Below are 18,048 nucleotides of genomic sequence, written 5' to 3'. Positions count from 1 at the left end.
CTCAGACTCCGGTGATGTGCTCGGGGCGGATCGGGACGCGCGGCAGCTCGAGGCCGGTGGCCGCGCGGATGGCGTTGGCGATCGCCGGCGTGGCGGAGATCGTGGGCGGCTCGCCGACGCCGCGGACGCCGTAGGGCGCGTGCGGGTCGGGGCGTTCGAGGACCTCGACGCGCATCGGCGGCATGTCGAGGATGGTCGGGATGAGGTAGTCGGTGAACGACGGGTTCCGCACCTTGCCGCCCTCGACCAGGATCTCCTCCATAACGGCAAGGCCGAGGCCCTGTGCCGAGCCGCCCTGGATCTGGGCGACGACGGCGTCGGGGTTCATCGCCTTGCCGACGTCCTGGGCGCAGTCGAGCTGCACCACCTTGACCAGGCCGAGGTCGAGGTCGACGTCGACCACCGCGCGGTGAGCGGAGAAGCCGTACTGGACGTGGGCGTCGCCCTGGCCGGTCTCCGGGTCCAGGGGGTGGGTCGGGCGGTGGTGGAACTCGCGGGTCTCCTCGATCGCCGTGTCGCCGAGCAGCTCGGCCAGGACGGCGACGACTTCGCCGTCGGCCGCGACCACCTTGCCCCCGGCGAAGGTGATGCCCTCGGCGGAGACGCCGAGCCGGGTGCAGACCGCCTCGGCGACCGCACGGCAGGCGTTGCGGACCGCCCCACCGGTGACGTAGGTCTGCCGCGACGCCGAACTGGAGCCGGCGTCGCCGACGCTCGTGTCGGCCGGGTGCACGCTCACCCGCGTCACGCCCAGCTCGGTGCGGGCGATCTGCTGCTGCAGCGTCACCAGGCCCTGCCCGACCTCCGCGGCGGCGGTGTGCACCATGGCCACCGGCTCCCCGCCGAGCACCTCCAGGCGGACGCGGGCGGTCGAGTAGTCGTCGAGGCCTTCGGCGTAGGAGATGTTCTTGATCGTCACGCCGTAGCCGACCCCGCGCACGACCCCCTCGCCGTGGGTGGTGTTGGACGCGCCGCCGGGCAGCTCGCGGATGTCGCGGTCGCCGGTGGGCTCGGGCGGGAGCGGCAGGTCGCGGACCCGCTGCACCAGTTCGGCCACCGGCGCCGGGAAGTCGACCACCTGGCCGGTGACCACAGTGGACCCTTCGCTCAGCGCGTTGCGGATCCGCAGTTCGGCGGGGTCCATGGCCAGCGCGGCGGCGAGTTTGTCCATCTGGGACTCGTAGGCGTACGTCGGCTGCACCGCGCCGAGGCCGCGCATCGCGCCGCAGGTCGGGTTGTTGGTGTAGACGCCCCAGCCTTCGATGTGCGCGTTCGGGACGTCGTAGGGGCCGACGCTCAACGTGGTGCCGTTGCCGACCACGACCGGCGTCTTGGACGCGTATGCGCCGCCGTCGAAGTACAGCTTCGCCCGGACGTAGACGAGCTTCCCGTCGCGAGTGGCGCCGTGCTCGTAGTACATCTTCGCCGGGTGCCGGTGGACGTGCCCGAAGAAAGATTCCAGGCGGTTGTAGCTCATCTTCACCGGGCGGCCGGTGCGCAGCGCGAGCATGCACGAGTGGATCTGCATGGACAGGTCCTCGCGGCCGCCGAACGCGCCGCCGACCCCGGACAGCGTCAGCCGCACCTTCTCCAAAGGCAGGCCGAGGGCCTTCGCCGTCTGCCGCTGGTCGACGTGCAGCCACTGCGTCGCCAGGTAGAGGTCGACGCCGCCGTCCTCGGCCGGGACCGCGAGGCCCGACTCGGGACCGAGGAACGCCTGGTCCTGCATGCCGATCTCGTAGACACCCGCTACGACGACGTCCGCGGTGGCGGCCGGATCGCCCTTGACGATCCGCTGGTGGCGGACCAGGTTCCCGCCCGGGTGCAGCTTCGGCAGGGTGTCGTCGTGCGCGGCCCGCTCGGGGTCGGTGATCGGCTCGAGGACGTCGTACTCGACGACGATCTCCTTGAGCGCCTGCCGCGCGATCTCCGGGTCGCCGGCGGCCAGGATGGCGACCGGTTCACCCTGGTAGCGGACCACACCTTCGGCCAGCGCCGGGGTGTCCTGGAACTTGAGACCGTAGACGTTCTCGCCGGGGACGTCCTCGTGCGTCAGCACCGCGTGCACGCCCGGCCGGGCCAGCGCGCGGGAGACGTCGAGGCGGACGATCCGGGCGTACGGGTGCGGGCTGCGGAGGGTGGCGCCCCACAACATGTCCTCGTGCCACAGGTCCGAGGAGTAGGCGAACTCGCCGCGCACCTTGAGCGTGCCGTCCGGGCGCAGCGGGCTCTCGCCGATGCCGCCGGCGATCGTGTCGTGCAGCTCCTGCGGGGAACGGGCCGGCGCGCTCATCGGACGGCCTTCCGCGCGGCGGCGTCCCGGACGGCGTCGAGGATCTTCTCGTAGCCCGTGCAGCGGCAGAGGTTGCCGGCGAGGGCCTCGCGGATCTCGACGTCGCTGGGATCGGGGGTGCGTTCGATCAGGTCGTGCGCGGCGACCAGCAGGCCGGGCGTGCAGAACCCGCACTGGACGGCGCCGCGCTCGACGAACGCTTCCTGCACCGGGTCGAGGACTTCCCCGTCGGCCAGGCCTTCGACCGTGACGACTTCGCGGCCTTCGGCCTGACCGGCCGCGACCAGGCACGCACACGCCGGGACGCCGTCGAGGTAGACCGTGCACGAACCGCATTCGCCCTGTTCGCAGGCGTTCTTCGAGCCGGGGAGGCCGAGCCGCTCACGCAGGACGTAAAGCAGGCTTTCGCCTTCCCGGACGTTGTCCGCCCGGCGGGGTTCGCCGTTGACGGTGACGTTCACGCGCACTTCGCGCTCCCTCCGCAGTATTCGGTCCAGGCCCAGGTCAGCGTCCTTCTCGCCATGACACCCAGCGCGTGCCGCCGGTACGCCGCGCTCCCCCGGACGTCGTCGATGGGCGACGCGGCCGCGGCAACCAGGTCACCGAACCGGCGCTTCACCGAGTCGGTGATCGGTTTCGGCGAGTCCCAGTCCAGCTCGGCGGCCAGGAACTCCTCGGCGTCGAACGCCCGCCGCGGGGTGGGCGCGGCCGAGCCGACGCCGGTGCCGACCCGCCTCTGCGAGGGGTGCAGGGCGAGCCCGAAGGCGGCCACGGCGATGACCATCGCGTTGCGGGTGCCGATCTTGCTGAACTGCTGCGGCCCGGAGGCCGGCGCGAGCAGGACGCCGGTGATCAGCTCGTCCGGCGCCAGGACGTTCTTCTTCACCCCGACGTAGAAATCCTTCGCCGCCACGATCCGCGTCCCGCGGACCGAAGCGATCTCGACCTCCGCGTCGGCCGCCAGAAGCGCGGGGTGCGAGTCGCCCGCGGGAGACGCCGCACCGAGGTTGCCACCCACCGAACCGCGGTTGCGGATCTGCGGGGACCCGACGGTCCGCGCGGCCATCGCCAGCCCGGGCAGCTGCGTCCCGAGCTCGGTGATGATCCGGCTGTACGGCACCGCCGCGCCGATCCGGATCCGGCCGCCGTCCGTGCCGTGCTCGTGGAGCTCGGGCACGCGCCCGAGGTCGAGGAGCGACTCGGGACGGCGGTGGTCACCGCTCGAGGCACTCGTTACCGCCGAGAGCGCATCAGCGCAGTTGAGCTCGACCATCACGTCCGTGCCGCCGGCGATCGGGACCGCGCCGGGGTTCGCGGCCTTCGCGGCGAGCGCGTCGGCCAGCGAGGCGGGTCGGAGGAATTCCACTGTGGACGTCCTTTCGGGGCTGCTTCGGCAAGAAGTACACACGCTCACACGTGACTCCGACCACGGCAAAACCCCTGAAAGACGGGTGAATTTCGGGCCCGCGTTTGTACTTTCCTCCAACGGCCGTCCCGCGGGCGCGCCGAAGCCGCCGTGCGAGGTCGGGGGCCTCGCACGGCGGCCGTGGCACCGCATATTCCGGAGGGGTCCTGCGGGGAAGACGGAACCTGGGACAGGACCGGCCGATGCCCGGTTACCGTCGGGTGTCAGGTCCCCTTTCCGCGTTCAGGAGCCACCCCATGATCAATCGGATCGAAACGGCCGCCTCGGCCACCGCCCTCACCCCGCTGGAGTTCCAGGAGCCGGGGCTGCCGGTCTCCTGCCTGTTCGCCGCCGCCATCCGCGCGATCGCCTGCCAGGCCGACCTGGCCCGGGCCGCCAAGTTCGCCGCCCAGCGCCAGAACTTCTACAAGGCCGTCGCGAACGACGTCGTGCGTGGCCCCGGCTTCGTGGCCGGCGCGCCCTCGATCGACGCGCCGGTCGACCTGGCCGATCGCTCCAGCGACCAGCTGCTCGCGATCCTGGCCTGAGCCGAGCTCAGCCGGCGGGCTCGAACTCGCGGACGGCGTCGAGGGCGGCGCCCATGGCGGCGTTGCCCTCGCGCTCGATCATGATCTCCACCAGGACCGGGCGGCTGGTGCGCTCGGCTTCCTTGCGCGCCCATTCGAGGGACGTCCGGATCTCCCCCGGCTCGCGCACGCGGGTGCCCGAACAGCCGTAGGCCTCCATGATCTTCACGTTGTCCGTGCCGATCGTGTCGTAGTGGATGTCGACCTCGAAGTTCATTTCGTAGCCGGTCTCGGCCTGCCGGATGAGCCCGAGGTACTCGTTGTTCAGCATGATCAGCACGAACCCGACGTCGTACTGGGCGGCGACCGCCAGCTCCTCGACGAGGAACTGGAACGAGTAGTCGCCGACCACGCCGACGACCTCCGCCTCCGGCCGCGCTTTCTTGACCCCGATCGCGGCCGGGATCTCCCAGCCGAGCGGGCCGGCCTGGCCGCACACCTGGTAGTGGCGCGGCTTGTGCGCCTGCTGGAACTGGCCCGACCAGATCTGGTACAGCCCGATCGCGGTGACGAAGTAGGTGTCCGCACCGAAGGTTTCGTTGATCTCCTTGAACACCCGCGGCGCCTTGATCGGCAGGCTGTCGAAGTCGTCACGCCGGGGCAGTGCCTCCTTCAGCTCGCCGATCCGGGAGACCCACTCGCGCCGCGGCTTCGTTTCCCGCTGGTTCAGCGCCGCCAGCAGCGCGTCGAGGAACTCCCCCGTGTCCGAGACGATCCCGAGATCGGGGCCGAACACCTTGCCCAGCTGGGTGGGTTCGATGTCGACGTGGATGAACTTCCGGTCGCCGCGGTAGACCGACAGCTCGCCGGTGTGCCGGTCGCCGAACCGGGCGCCCAGCGCGAGCACGAGGTCGGCCTCCAGGAAGGCCGCGTTCGCCCAGCGCTGGGACGTCTGGATGCCGGCCATCCCGGCGAACAGCTCGTGGTCCTCCGGGAAGCTGCCCTTGCCCATCAGCGTCACCTGCACCGGGACGTCGAGCCGCTCGGCGGCGGCCCGCAGCTGCTCGCTCGCCTCCCCGAGGACGACCCCGCCGCCGGCCAGGATCAGCGGGCGCTCGGCCGCCAGGAGCAGGTCGAGCGCCCGCTCCACCCGCGCGGGTGCCGGGGTCACCCGGGTCACCGGCAGCGGCGAGTCGATCGAGGAGTCCCACTCGATGTCCTGCCTCTGGACGTCGATCGGCAGGTCGATGAGCACCGGGCCCGGCCGGCCCGAACGGGCGATCCGGAACGCCTCGCGGAAGATCCACGGCAGCTGCGCGGCCTCCTTGACCTGCACCGCCCACTTCGTCACCGGCTTGGCGATCTCGACGATGTCGACGGCCTGGAACGCCTCCTGGTGCAGCTTGGTGGTCGCCGCCTGGCCGGTGATGCAGATCATCGGGATGGAGTCCGCGTGCGCGGTGTAGAGCCCGGTGATCATGTTCGTCCCGGCCGGCCCGGACGTGCCGATGGCGACGCCGACGTTGCCGTTCGTCCTCGCCCAGCCGTCGGCCATGTGCGTGGCGCCCTCTTCGTGACGGACGATCAGATGCTCGATCGCTCGGCCTTGTAGGGCGTTATACAGCGGGAGGATGGCAGCGCCGGGGCAGCCGAAGACGGTGTCGACGCCCTCGCTTTCCAGGACGTCGACGACTGCCTGCATCGCGGGGATTCTGGGCATGTCACACCTCCGCCGGGACGCGGCCCGACAACTGTTCGACGACCTTCAGCAAGGCCGAGTGGTCCAGGGAGCCGTAGCCCATGGCGCGGCCGGCGGCGACGAGCTGGGCGACCAGCCCGGTGAGCGGGAGCGCGACGCCGGCTTGACGGGCGGCGGCCAGCGCGATCCCCATGTCCTTGTGGTGCAGGTCGATCCGGAAGCCGGGGGCGAACTCGCGGTCCACCATGGACCGGCGCTTGAGTTCGAGGATGCGGCTGCCGGCGAGCCCACCGGCGAGCACGTCGAGGCCCGTGGCAGCGTCCACACCGGACGCTTCGAGCAGCACGATCGCCTCCGCGACGAGGCCGTAGATCCCGCCCACGACGAGCTGGTTGGCCGCCTTGACGACCTGGCCGGCGCCGTGCGGGCCGACGTGCACGATCGTCTTGCCGACGACGTCCAGGACCGGCTTGGCCGCAGCGAAGTCCTCTTCGTGACCACCGACCATGATGGACAGTTCCGCCTGCTCGGCCCCGGCCTGCCCGCCCGAGACGGGGGCGTCGAGGACCCGGATCTGCTTGTCCCGCGCGGCTTCGGCGATCGCGATCGACGTCTCGGGCCGGATGGTGCTCATGTCGATCAGGAGCGTGCCGGGCTCGGCGGTGTCCAGGACCCCGCCGTCGGCCAGCACCACCGCCTCGACGTGCGGGTGGTTCGGCAGCATCGTGATCACGACGTCCGCCCCGGCCACCGCGTCGGCGACGTCCGTGGCCGCGCGCCCGCCGGCCGCGGCGAGCTTCTCCCCCGCGGCGGGGGTGACGTCGTAGCCGTTGACGTCGTGACCGGCCGCGACCAGGTGCGCGGCCATCGGGGCGCCCATCACGCCCAGTCCGATGAATCCCAGTTTCATGCTTGTCCCCTTCGGGTTTTCGGCAGCCAGGCCAGCGACGTGACGGTGTCGGGTTCCGGGACGTACTCGATCCCGACGAACCCCGCGTAGCCGGCGTGCTGCAGCTTCGCGAGGTGCCCGTCGAGGTCGAGCTCACCGGTGCCGGGCTGGTGGCGGCCGGGCGCGTCGGCGATCTGCACATGCCCGATCCGGGCGATGTGCCGCGTCGCGAGCGCGTCCAGGTCGTCTCCGTTGACTGCCAGGTGGTACAGGTCGGCCAGCAGCCGCACGTTGCCGCGCCCGAGGTCGTCGAGCACGGCCACGGCGTCCGCGGCGGTCTTGAGCGGATAGCGGTCCGCGCCGGAGAGCGGTTCGAGGACCAGCTGCGCGCCGATCCGTGCGGCGGCGTCGGCGGCCTGGTCCAGGTGCACCCGGGCCAGGTCGTCCTGCTTGGCCGGATCTTCGCCGTCGAGCCGGTTGCCGTAGAGCGCGTTGAAGCTGCGGCAACCGGTGCGTTCGGCGATGCCGAGCGCGACGACGAGGCTGTCGGCGAACTCGGTCTCCCGGCCGAGCCAGCTCACCAGGCCCCGCTCCCCCGCCGCCATGTCGCCGGCGTAGAAGTTCAGCCCGCGCAGCCGGACCCCGTCGAGGCTCTTCACGAAGGCGTCCACCTCGCCGCGCGCCGGAACGGCGGTGTCGAACGGCCACCAGTACTCGACGTCGGTGAACCCGGCGTCCCGCGCGGCGGCGGCGCGCTCGAGGAGCGGGACCTCCTTGAACAGGATCGACAGGTTGGCGACGTACGGCAGGGAGTGCCCCTCTTCAGGCATCGCGACCTCGAATTTCGCTATACGGAATTTTTCTTTCGCATATCGAGAATAACTGCTGAGCTGCGTCGCGGTCAACGCTCACCCCGGCACCTGCTCGCTACGCCGGCACCGAACCGCCGGGGGGAAGACCATGACCGGAGAACGCGCCCGGATCGCCGAGAAGCTCGAGCGGGCGGCCGCCGACGCGCGGCTGCTCGGCGCGTTCGGTGCCGAACGCCACCGCTACCGGCTGAACCCGCCCTTGCCGGAGCACGAGGTGTCGGCGTTCGAGGCGGCGCACGACATCCGGCTGCCCGAGACCTACCGGACGTTCCTGCTCGAAGTCGGCGACGGTGGCGCGGGCCCGAGCTCACCGGGGACCCGGATCCGCGCCGGCGGGCCAAGGCCGCGTATTCGGTGTCCCACTTGCCGTCGACCGGCCGCGCGGCGGCCGCGGCGTTCGCCGCCGCGGCCGCCGACCCGGATGCCCGGGTGCGTGCCGCGGCGCTCGCGGCCGCCCGGATGGCGAAGGCCGCGGCGGCCCCGGCCGCCCGCACCGCCCTGACCGACCCCGAACCCACCGTGCGGGCCGAGGCGATCCGCACCCTCGCCGCGCTCGGCACTCCCGACCTCGACCCCGAGGTGGCCTGGCAGACGATGCGGGCCTTGACCGCGTCCGGGGAGCTCCTCGTCGCGGACCTGGCGCCCCTGCTCGCCCGGCCCGATCCGCACACCCGCCGGTCCGCCGTCTGGCACCTCATCGAAGCCGGCGGCGAGGCGACGGCCCTGCTGGAGCCGGCGCTGGACGACGAGGATCCTTACGTCCGGGTCCAGGCCGTGCAGACCGCCGACCGCCGGGACGAACGTTCCCTGCTCCCGGCGCTGCGCCGCCGCAAGGCAGTGGAGACGGACTCGACCGTGCTCGTCAACCTCGGCCGCGTGATTTCGGCTTGGTCCTAACGGTTCTGGACGTGCTGCCAGCCGAACCGGCCCTTGATGCACAGGTTCCCGTGCGTCACCGAGCTTTCGTGCGGTGAGGTCACCTTCACGATCTCGTTGTCCTGAACGTGCAGGGTGAGGTTGCAGCCGACGCCGCAGAACGTGCAGACGGTCGTGGTCTGTTTCTGCCGCGACTCGTCCCAGGTGCCGTCTTCGCGCTTGTCGTACTCACGCTTGAAACTCAGCGCGCCCGTCGGGCACACCTCGACGCAGTTGCCGCAGTACACGCACGCGCTCTCCGGCAGCGGGTTCGAGAACTCCGTCGAGATCCGGGCGTCGAAGCCGCGACCGGCGACGCTGATGGCGAACGAGTTCTGCCACTGCTCGCCGCACGCGTCGACGCACTTGTAGCAGAGGATGCACTTCCCGTAGTCCCGGACGTACAGCTCGTTGTCCACCAGGGCCGGTTGGGCCACCGTCGCCGCGTCCGGGCCGAAGCGGTCCGGGTCCGCGCCGGTCTCCGCGATCCACTCCGCGACGCCCGGCGTCGTCGACAGATCCGTCGCCGAGGCCAGGAGTTCGAGGACCACCTTGCGGCTCGTGCGCGTGCGCTCCGAATCGGTGTGTACCACCATGCCCGGATCGGCCTTGCGCGAGCACGACGGCACGAGCGTCCGCGAGCCTTCGACCTCCACCATGCAGACCCGGCAGGCGTTGGCCGGTTCGAGGGTGTCGCCGTAGCAGAGCGTCGGGATGTCCTTGCCCGCCGTGGTACACGCGTCCAGGATCGTCGAACCTTCCGGGACTCGGACTGTCTCACCGTCCACAGTGAACTCGACCAGCCGTTTGGGGATCCCGATGTCCACTGTGGTCATGGCTCCTCCACGGAGAAACGTGCGTCGTCGCTGGTCATTTCAGGGCTCCCAGCCGGTCGATGGCGGACTCGATGGCGTTCCACGCGGTCTGGCCGAGCCCGCAGATCGACGAGTCCCGCATGACCCCGCCCACCTCGCGCAGTAACGGCCGTTCCTCCGTACCGGACGCCAGGACGCGCCGGATCGCCTCCTCCTGCCGCACCGTCCCGATCCGGCACGGGACGCACTGGCCGCACGACTCGTCGCGGAAGAACTCCGCGATCCGGAGCAGGAACCCGCCGAGGTCGGCGCGGTCGTCGAGGACCAGGACGACGCCCGAGCCGAGCGTCGTCTTCGCCGCCCGCGCGTCCTCGAACGTGAGTGGCAGGTCCAGCTCGTCCGGCCGGACGAACCCGCCGGCCGCGCCGCCCAGCAGGATCGCGCGGAGCGAGCGGCCCTCGGGTACTCCCCCGGCCAGAGCCAGCAGATCGCGCAAGGAAGTTCCGAACGGCACCTCGTAGACACCTGGTCGTTCAACATTGCCCGACAGGCAGAACAACTTCGGCCCGGCCGATGCCTCGGTGCCGATCGCCCGGTACGCGGCCGCACCTTCGGTGAGGATCAGCGGCACGTTGACCAGCGTCTCGACGTTGTTCACCACGGTCGGCTTGCCGAACAGCCCCTGCTCGACCGGGAACGGCGGCTTTGTCCGGGGTTCGCCGCGGAAGCCCTCGATCGAGTTGAAGATCGCGGTCTCCTCGCCGCAGATGTACGCGCCCGCGCCGCGCCGGATCTCGATGTCGAAGGAGAACCCTTCGTGGCCCATGATGTCCGCGCCGAGGAACCCGCGCTCGCGGCACACCTCGAGGGCGTTCCGCAGCAGCCGCAACGCCCGCGGGTACTCGCCGCGCAGGTAGACGAACCCCCGGGTCGCGCCGATCGCGTACGCCACGATCGTCATGGACTCCACCAGCGCGAACGGGTCGCCTTCGAGGAGCACCCGGTCCTTGAACGTGCCGGGCTCGCTCTCGTCGGCGTTGCACACGAGGTAGTGCGGCCCGGCGGGCTGGGCGGCGGTGGCCGCCCACTTGCGTCCGGTCGGGAACGCCGCTCCGCCGCGGCCGAGAAGGCCGGCGTCGGTGACCTCGCGGATCACCGCGGCCTGGCCCATCCGCACGGCATTGCGCAGCGCCGCGTAGCCGCCGGACGCGCGGTAGTCGTCCAAACTGGCCGGATCGACGACGCCGACCCGGCGCACCAGCCGCAGCCCCTCCCGCTGGTGGATGACAGGCGGCGCCCCCTCGCCCGCGGGTTTTCGCCCGGCGGCGAGGACGGCCGACGCGCCGGTCGCCGGGGCGATCAGCTCGGTCGTCGCCGGGTCGCCGGCCTGGAACGTCAGCGCCGCGGGGGCCCGTTCGCAGACGCCGAGGCACGGGCTGCGCTGCCACGTGACCCCGCCGCGTGCCTTCCCCGCGGCGCCGACGTGCTCGGTGAGGACATCGCACACGGTGTCCGCGCCGGTGATCCGGCAGGCCAGGTCGGTGCACACGTGCACCACCCGTCCCGGACGTTCCTCCAGCGCGAACAGCGAGTAGAAGCTCGCCACGCCGTACGCGTCGGCCGGCGGCACGTGCAGCGTCTCGCAGATGAGGTTGAGCGCGCCCTGGCTGATCCAGCCGACCCGGTCGTTGACCGCGTGCAGCGCGGGCAGCAGCCGGTCACGGCCGCCGCCCGCGAACCCGGCGACCGCCTCCCGTTCTTCGGGCGACGCGATGGCGTCCAGCAGCTTGAGGTCCACTTCAGACCTCCACCGGGAGCTTGTCGACGCGGATCGCCGCCGCCTTGTACTCGGCCGTCCCGGCGATCGGGCAGGTGGCTTCGATGGTGATGACGTTGACGTCGACCTCGTCCGGGAAGTGGAAGGTCATGAACGCCAGCCCGGGCTTCAGTCCCTTGTCCAGCCGGACCGGTGCCACGATCGCCCCGCGCCGCGACGAGATCCGGACCAGCTCGTCGGGTTCGACGCCGAGCACGCGCGCGTCCTCCGGGCAGAGGTCGAGGGTCTCCCCCTGCCGCAGCGGGGACGGGAACCCGCCGGACTGGACGCCGGTGTTGTAGGAGTCCAGCCGTCGCCCGGTGGTGAGCCGGATCGGGAACTCCTCGGTGAGCAGATCGACCGGCGGGCTGTGTTCGAGCACCGTGAACGGCGCCGGCCGGCCACGCTCGGCCGGGTCCTCGGCCCACAGCCGGGCGTGCAGGAACGTCGGCTCCAGGGTGTCTTCGGAGTAGCACGGCCATTGGATGCCGCCGAGCTCTTCCAGGCGCGCGTAGGACATCCCGGCGTGCATCGGCGACAGCGACCGCAGCTCGTCCCAGACCTCTTCGCCGCCGGTGCACTGCCAGTCGTGCCCGAGCCGGCGAGCCAGTTCCGCCAGCAGTTCGATGTCGTCGCGTGCGCCTTCCGGCGGTTCGAGGGCCTTGCGGACGCGCTGGACCCGCCGTTCGGAGTTGGTGAAGGTGCCGTCGCTCTCGCACCAGGCCGCCGACGCGGGCAGGACGACGTCGGCCAGCTGCGCGGTCTTGGTCAGGAAGATGTCCTGAACGACCAGGTGGTCGATGTTGGCCAGCCGCTTGATCGTGTGCTCGCAGTCCGCTTCGGACTGCACCGGGTTCTCGCCGATGATGTACACGCAGGTCAGATCGCCGCGTTCCATCGCGTCGAGCATCTGGGTGAGGTTCAGGCCCTTGCGCGGCGGGATCGACGAGCCCCACGCGGTGTCGAACTTGGCCCGGACCTCGGCGTCGAGGACGTCCTGGAAGCCCGGGAGCCGGTCCGGGATGGCGCCCATGTCGCCGCCGCCCTGGACGTTGTTCTGCCCACGCAGGGGGTTCAGCCCGGCGCCGTAGCGGCCGACCTGCCCGGCCAGCAGCGCCAGGTTGATCAGGGACAGCACGTTGTCGGTGCCGTTGTGGTGCTCGGTGATGCCGAGGGTCCACGACAGCTGCCCGCGGTCGGCGCGGGCGAACGCGTGGGCCAGTTCGCGGATCTGCTCGGCCGGGACGCCGGTGGTCTTCTCCGCGACCTCCAAGGTCCACGGCTCGACCGATGCGGCGAACTCGGCGAACCCCTCGGTGGCACGCTCGATGAACGTCGTGTTCGCGAGTCCGGAGTGGATGATTTCCCGGGCGATGGCGTGGGCGAGCGGGATGTCGGTGCCGACCTCGAGCTGCAACTGCCGGTGCGCCCAGCTCGCCGTGCTGGTCTGCCGCGGGTCGACGACGAAGAGCTTCGCTCCCTTGTGGACGGCCTTGAGCACGTGGTGGAAGAAGATCGGGTGCGCCTCGCGCGGGTTGCCGCCCCAGATCACGATGACGTCGGCGTCCTCGATCTCCTGGTAGGACGACGTGCCGCCGCCACTGCCGAACACGCGGGCCAGTCCGGCGACGCTGGGCGCGTGGCAGGTGCGGTTGCACGAGTCGACGTTGTTCGTGCCGATCACCGCGCGGGTGAACTTCTGGGCGACGAAGTTCATCTCGTTGGTGGCGCGGGCGCACGAGAACATCCCGAACGCCTCGGGCCCCTTGCCGTCCAGGGTGCGGCGGATCCCGGCGGCGGCCCGGTCGAGGGCTTCCTCCCAGGTCGCCGGCCGCAGCACGCCGGAATCGCGCACCAGGGGCTGGGTGAGCCGGACGTACGGCTCGGTGTTCCTGCGCTTCACGGGGACCTCCGGTCAGTGCGACCCGACGGGGACTTTGCTGGTGTGGTCGAGCAGGGAAATGGCGGCGTGGACGTACCGCAGGGCGGGCGCGGGCACGCCGGTCAGGCCGGCCAGCTCGACGACCGCGCCGATGATCGCGTCGATTTCCAGAGGCTTGCCCGCTTCCAGGTCCTGCAGCATCGACGTCTTGTGGTGGCCGACGCGCCAGGCGCCGTCGATGCGCTTCTCGACGGAGATCTGCGGGTCGGCGCCGGTCGCGCGGGCGATGGCCAGTGCCTCGGTCATCATGGTGGCGACGAGCTCGCGGGTGTCGTCGTGCTCGCACATCTGGGCCATGGTCGCCCGGGTCAGCGCCGAGAGCGGGTTGAACGCGACGTTGCCCATCAGCTTGATCCAGATGTCGTTGCGCAGGTCGGCCTCGACCGGCGCCTTGAGCCCGCCGGCGATCATCGCCGCGCTGAGCACCTTGCAGCGCGCGGAGAGCTCGCCGCCGGGCTCGCCGAGGGAGAACCGGGTGCCCTCCAGGTGCCGGACGACGCCCGGCTCCTCGATGACGGTCGAGCAGTAGACGACGCAGCCGATGGCCCGCCGCAGCTCGAGCACCGCGGTCACCGAGCCACCGGGGTCGACGGTCTCGACCCGCCGTCCTTCCAGCGGATGCCCGTGCAGACCGTGGAGGTACCACCACGGGATGCCGTTCTGCGCGGCCACGATCGCGGTCTCCGGGCCGAGCAGCGGAGCGAGGAGCTCGCCGCACGAGGCGTAGGAGTTGGCCTTGAGGCCGAGGAACACGAAGTCGACCTCGCCCACCTCGGCGGGGTCGTCCGTGACGTGCGGGTGGGCGGTGAAGTCACCGCGCGGGCTGAGCACGCGGACGCCGTGCTCACGCATCGCCGCGAGGTGGGCCCGGCGGGCGATCAGGTGCACCTCGGTCCCGCCGCGGTGCAGCGCGGCGCCGACGTAGGCGCCGATCGCCCCGGCCCCGAGAACAGCCACCTTCATGAAGCGCCTCCAAGGTCCGACGGTATTGCATACAGTATCCTGGATCCCTCATGGAAACCAGTCCTCGCGCCGCGACCCCCAGGAGGCCCAGCGAAGAGCGACAAATCAGACACAGTGGGTCACCTCTCCTGGCTGCCACTGATCCACATCGGCTCAAAACGACCCCGGCGGGGTGAGTTCTGGGATTTTGCATACCAAAACCTGTATCCTGGTGGCAGATCAGCGCCTTCCTCCCCGACTCGAGGTGTCCCGTGAGCCAGCCCGCTTCCCCGCTGCCCGACCGCGGCCCGACCGGCCGCCGCACGGCCAAGGGCTCGCTCAGCTCGACCGCGGCCAAGCGCGTCGAACGGCCCGCGCCGCTGCGCCAGGTCGTCTACGACGCGCTCGCCGAACTGATCATCAACCGCACCCTCGAACCCGGGCAGCACCTGGTCGAGGCCGACCTCGCCGAATACCTCGGCGTGAGCCGGCAGCCGGTCCGGGAAGCGCTGCAGCGGCTGCAGAGCGAAGGCTGGGTCGACCTCCGCCCGGCACAGGGCGCGTTCGTGCACCTGCCGACCGACGAGGAGGCCGACCAGCTGCTGAGCGTCCGCAGCGTGCTGGAGACGCACTCGGCGAAGCTCGCCGCCGGCAACGCGACCCCGGCGGACGTCCGGCGCCTGTGGGAACTGCAGCAAGCCGGCGTCGACGCCCTCCACGCGGAGGACACCGAAGGCCTGGTGGCGGCCAACGCCGCGCTCCACGCGTTCGTCACCGAACTGTCCGGCAACAAGGTCCTGGCCGAGCTGATCGGCCTGGTCGACCGCCGGGTCCGCTGGTACTACACGCCGATCGCCCGGCCTCGCGGGCGGGACGCGTGGAACGAGCACGACGAGCTGATCCACGCGATCTCCGACGGGGACGTCGAGGCGGCGGAACAGATCATGGGCAAGCACACCGAACGGACCCGCCAGGCCTACCACGAACGTCCGGAGGCTCCCCGATCCTGATTTCGGCAGGACCGGGGAGCGAACCGGATCAGCCGCCGGCCGAGGCCGACGGCCGTCGCGCCACCAGCTCGGTTTCGGCGAGCTGGTGGCGCTTCCGGCCGGGCTGGCGCAGGAACAGCGTCAGCACCGCCGACAGGAGCGCGATGCACCCGGCGAGGAGGTACGCGCCCGTGTAACCCCACACGCTGATGACACCCGCGGCGAGGCCGCCGCCGCCGACGCCACCGACCAGTTTCGCGCTGTAGACCAGCCCGTAGTTCGACGCGTTGTTGTTCTCGCCGAAGTAGTCCGGCACCAGTGCCGCGAACAGCGGGTAGAACGCGCCGCCGCCGAACCCGGTCAGGAACGCGAACACCATGAACAGCACCAGGTTGTGCGTGTTCCCGGCGTACAGCACGCCGAACTGCGCGACGGCCGCGATCACCAGCACGACGGTGAGCGTCTGCCGCCGTCCGAGCTTGTCCGACGCCCAGCCGACGACCGCGCGGCCGGTGCCGTTCACGATGGCCAGCACGCCGGCCGAAGAGGCCGCGACGAACGCGCCGAAATGGCTCACCTTCGCGAACGGCACCTGGAAGTTGATGCCGAACAGCGACACCCCGCCGATGATGACCAGGCACACCCACATCAGCGGCAGCATCCCGGTCCGGACGGCTTCCAACGGCGAGAACTGCTTCACGGCGGGCGGGTTCTTGGCCGGTCCCCCGGTCTTGGACTGCCGGTCACGGACCCAGCCGAGCGGGTCGACGTCCGCCGGCCACCAGCTCTTCGGCGGGTCCTTGAACAGGAACCCGCAGATCCCGACGGCGATGAGCATGTACACGCCCATGACGTCGAGGATCACCGAGTAGTTGGCCGGGGTGAGGAAGGCGGCGAACACGTAGATGAACGGGACGGCGCCGTAGGCGAAGCCGCCGTTGACGAACCCGGTCCGTGCTCCCCGCTTCTCGGGGTACCACTTGCCGACCATGTTGACGCAGGTCGCGTAGACCAGCCCGGCGCCGATGCCGCCGAGCACCGAGTAGCCGGCGAACGCCAGCACGAGGTTGCCGCTGTGCGAAATGGTGAAGTAGCCGATCGCGCTGCACACCGCACCGGCGAGCATGGCCGTCCTCGCCGACACGATGTTCTTCTCCCGCAGGCGCCCGGCCGGGAACGCCACCGCGGCCTGGAACACCGCCCAGATACTGGCCAGCCAGAACGCGTCCGACAGCGTCCAGCCGTACTTCTCCTCCAGGGTGCCTTCGACGGCGCCCCAGCCGTACTCGAACACGCTGACCGCCATCATGGCGATCCAGGGCAGCCACACCATCCAGCCGCGCGAGCGCCCCATGATGTCGTGCGGGGTCTCGCCGACCCGGTACACCCGTCCGTTCTCGTCGGTTATCTCCTGGTACTGAGCTGTGGTCATGAGAATTCTCTTTCGTCGCCGGCTTGTTTCCGCTACTGCCGTGCCGGACGTCAGCCGGTGGCGGGTCGCGCGACGAGCTCGGTTTCGGCGAGCCCGTGACGCATTCCGCCGGGCGTGCGGCCCGGCTGGCGCAGGAACAGGGCGAGGCCGGCGGCGAGCAGGCTCGTCCCGGCGGCCAGGTAGAAGGCCGGGCCGTAGCCCCACCCGTCGATGACCAGCTTCCCGAGGCCGGCGCCCACGATCCCGGAGACGAGCTTCGAGCTGTAGACGAGGCCGTAGTTGCTGGCGTTGTTGTTCTCGCCGAAGTAGTCGGCGGTCAGCGCGGCGAACAGCGGGAAGATCGCCCCGCCGCCGAACCCGGAGACCATCGACGCGAGCAGGAACAGCGGCATGCTGCCGATCGAGCCGGACAGGTACACCGCGACCTGGGCCAGCCCCAGCACCACGCAGACCAGCAGCAGCGTCTGCCGCCGCCCGTAGCGGTCGGAGATCCAGCCGATCACCCCGCGCCCGGCGCCGTTGATGACCGCCTTGAGGCTCATCGCCAGCGCGACGATCCCGCCCGCGAAGCCCATTTCCTTGCCGAACGGGACCTGCGCGGAGATGCCGAAGATGTTGACGCCGGCCGTGCACAGCAGGCAGATCCACATCAGCGGCAGCATCCCGGTCCGGAGCGCCTCCCGCGGGGTGAACTGCTTGACCGCGGGCGGGTTCTTCGCCAGCGACCGGCGCACGCGCGGGTCGTCCGGCACCTTCAGCGGGTCGACGTGCGCCGGCCACCAGTTCTTCGGCGGGTCGCGGAAGAAGAACCCGCTGACCGCGACGGCCGCGGCCAGGAAGAGACCGACCGCGGGCAGGATGGTGCCGTAGTTGCCCAGGTCCAGGTAGTTCGTGAAGATGAAGATGAACGGGACCGAGCCGTAGGCGAACCCGCCGTTGACGAAGCCGGTCTTCCCGCCCTTGCGCTCCGGGTACCACTTGCCGACCATGTTGATGCAGGTCGCGTAGACGAACCCGGCGCCGCCACCACCGAAGAGGCCGAAGCCCAGGTAGGCCCAGAAGACGGTGGGCGCGTAGGCCAGCGCCAGGTAGCCGAGCACGGTGCCCACGGCGCCGAGGAACATCGCCGACCGGGCGGACAGCCGGCCGCTCTCGCGCATCTTGCCCGCGGGGAACGCGACCGCGGCCTGGAAGAACACCCAGACCGCCAGCAGCCAGAAGATGTGCGCGCCGTGCCAGCCGTGCGCCGAGGACAACGTGTCCTCGGCCGAAGTGAACGCGTATTCCGACGAGCTGATGGCCATCATCGCCACCCAGGGCAGGACGACCATCATCCACCGTGGCCTGCCCATGATGTCCCGGTCGGACTCGCCGACCCGGTAGATTCTTCCGTTCTTGTCAGTGATCTCCTGGTACGTGGCTGCGGTCATAAGAGTTCTCTTTCGTCACCGTTGACTCATGTCCCTCTGTTGCCGTCGTGCGGTGGGATCTTCGTCCTTTCCTGGTGAGTGG

The 18,048-nt window shown here is 70.7% G+C and carries 15 protein-coding genes; 3 read left to right on the top strand and 12 right to left on the bottom strand.

Going from position 1 to position 18,048, the window contains the following annotated elements:
• Position 1 precedes the first annotated feature (1 nt).
• The 3 genes from pucD to ACLJQF_RS43455 are packed head-to-tail and all read right to left on the bottom strand — an operon-like array spanning position 2 to position 3,659.
• A complete protein-coding gene (gene pucD / locus ACLJQF_RS43465) occupies positions 2-2,293 on the bottom strand; it encodes a xanthine dehydrogenase subunit D (RefSeq protein ID WP_410616163.1) in 2,292 nt (763 codons plus the stop codon).
• Positions 2,290-2,760 carry a (2Fe-2S)-binding protein gene (locus tag ACLJQF_RS43460; protein WP_410616162.1) on the bottom strand — a complete coding sequence of 157 codons (471 nt, stop codon included), beginning with the start codon at positions 2,758-2,760 and terminating at the stop codon, positions 2,290-2,292. The genes pucD and ACLJQF_RS43460 overlap by 4 nt, the downstream gene beginning before the upstream one ends.
• A complete protein-coding gene (locus tag ACLJQF_RS43455; protein ID WP_410616161.1) occupies positions 2,751-3,659 on the bottom strand; it encodes an FAD binding domain-containing protein in 909 nt (302 codons plus the stop codon). The genes ACLJQF_RS43460 and ACLJQF_RS43455 overlap by 10 nt, the downstream gene beginning before the upstream one ends.
• Before the next feature lie 296 nt (positions 3,660-3,955).
• Between ACLJQF_RS43455 and ACLJQF_RS43450 the strand changes: the two genes are divergently transcribed.
• Positions 3,956-4,246 carry a hypothetical protein gene (locus ACLJQF_RS43450; RefSeq protein ID WP_410616160.1) on the top strand — a complete coding sequence of 97 codons (291 nt, stop codon included), beginning with the start codon at positions 3,956-3,958 and terminating at the stop codon, positions 4,244-4,246.
• Between the two features lie 7 nt (positions 4,247-4,253).
• Here the strand turns inward: ACLJQF_RS43450 and gcl are convergent, their stop codons facing one another.
• From gcl to ACLJQF_RS43435, 3 genes are read right to left on the bottom strand one after another with little or no spacing between them, the layout of a single operon-like run.
• Positions 4,254-5,945, bottom strand: a complete 1,692-nt coding sequence (gcl, locus tag ACLJQF_RS43445) for a glyoxylate carboligase (protein ID WP_410616159.1) — start codon at positions 5,943-5,945, stop codon at positions 4,254-4,256.
• Between the two features lies 1 nt (position 5,946).
• A complete protein-coding gene (locus ACLJQF_RS43440) occupies positions 5,947-6,834 on the bottom strand; it encodes a 2-hydroxy-3-oxopropionate reductase (protein ID WP_410616158.1) in 888 nt (295 codons plus the stop codon).
• Complete coding sequence (locus ACLJQF_RS43435) at positions 6,831-7,643, bottom strand: hydroxypyruvate isomerase family protein (RefSeq protein ID WP_410616157.1); 813 nt, start codon at positions 7,641-7,643, stop codon at positions 6,831-6,833. Before ACLJQF_RS43435 ends, ACLJQF_RS43440 begins: the two co-directional genes overlap by 4 nt.
• A gap of 405 nt (positions 7,644-8,048) precedes the next feature.
• Between ACLJQF_RS43435 and ACLJQF_RS43430 the strand changes: the two genes are divergently transcribed.
• Positions 8,049-8,582: a HEAT repeat domain-containing protein gene (locus tag ACLJQF_RS43430; RefSeq protein ID WP_410616156.1), complete on the top strand. Its 534-nt coding sequence runs from the start codon at positions 8,049-8,051 to the stop codon at positions 8,580-8,582.
• Here ACLJQF_RS43430 and ACLJQF_RS43425 read toward each other — a convergent pair.
• From ACLJQF_RS43425 to ACLJQF_RS43410, 4 genes are read right to left on the bottom strand one after another with little or no spacing between them, the layout of a single operon-like run.
• Positions 8,579-9,436 carry a 2Fe-2S iron-sulfur cluster-binding protein gene (locus ACLJQF_RS43425; protein WP_410616155.1) on the bottom strand — a complete coding sequence of 286 codons (858 nt, stop codon included), beginning with the start codon at positions 9,434-9,436 and terminating at the stop codon, positions 8,579-8,581. The genes ACLJQF_RS43430 and ACLJQF_RS43425 overlap by 4 nt on opposite strands.
• 34 nt (positions 9,437-9,470) lie before the next feature.
• Positions 9,471-11,213, bottom strand: a complete 1,743-nt coding sequence (locus ACLJQF_RS43420) for an NAD(P)H-dependent oxidoreductase subunit E (RefSeq protein WP_410616154.1) — start codon at positions 11,211-11,213, stop codon at positions 9,471-9,473.
• Position 11,214: 1 nt separating this feature from the next.
• The gene (locus ACLJQF_RS43415; RefSeq protein ID WP_410616153.1) at positions 11,215-13,134 is read right to left on the bottom strand and encodes a molybdopterin oxidoreductase family protein; all 1,920 of its coding nucleotides are present in this window, start codon (positions 13,132-13,134) and stop codon (positions 11,215-11,217) included.
• 12 nt (positions 13,135-13,146) lie between these two features.
• Positions 13,147-14,136: a 2-dehydropantoate 2-reductase gene (locus tag ACLJQF_RS43410; protein WP_410616152.1), complete on the bottom strand. Its 990-nt coding sequence runs from the start codon at positions 14,134-14,136 to the stop codon at positions 13,147-13,149.
• Positions 14,137-14,387: 251 nt separating this feature from the next.
• On the opposite strand from ACLJQF_RS43410, the gene ACLJQF_RS43405 reads away from it, so the two are divergent.
• On the top strand, positions 14,388-15,125 hold the full coding sequence (locus tag ACLJQF_RS43405; protein ID WP_410616151.1) for a GntR family transcriptional regulator: 738 nt from the start codon (positions 14,388-14,390) through the stop codon (positions 15,123-15,125).
• 28 nt (positions 15,126-15,153) lie between these two features.
• Here ACLJQF_RS43405 and ACLJQF_RS43400 read toward each other — a convergent pair whose 3' ends face one another.
• A complete protein-coding gene (locus tag ACLJQF_RS43400) occupies positions 15,154-16,536 on the bottom strand; it encodes an OFA family MFS transporter (protein WP_410616150.1) in 1,383 nt (460 codons plus the stop codon).
• A gap of 50 nt (positions 16,537-16,586) precedes the next feature.
• Positions 16,587-17,966, bottom strand: coding sequence for an OFA family MFS transporter (locus ACLJQF_RS43395; protein ID WP_410616149.1), 1,380 nt, complete (start codon positions 17,964-17,966; stop codon positions 16,587-16,589).
• Positions 17,967-18,048 lie beyond the last annotated feature (82 nt).

Source organism: Amycolatopsis sp. lyj-109, from assembly GCF_046548995.1.
Taxonomy (GTDB): Bacteria; Actinomycetota; Actinomycetes; order Mycobacteriales; family Pseudonocardiaceae; genus Amycolatopsis.
Note: the sequence above shows the minus strand (reverse complement) of the source record. Positions and strands in the feature narration are given on the sequence as shown.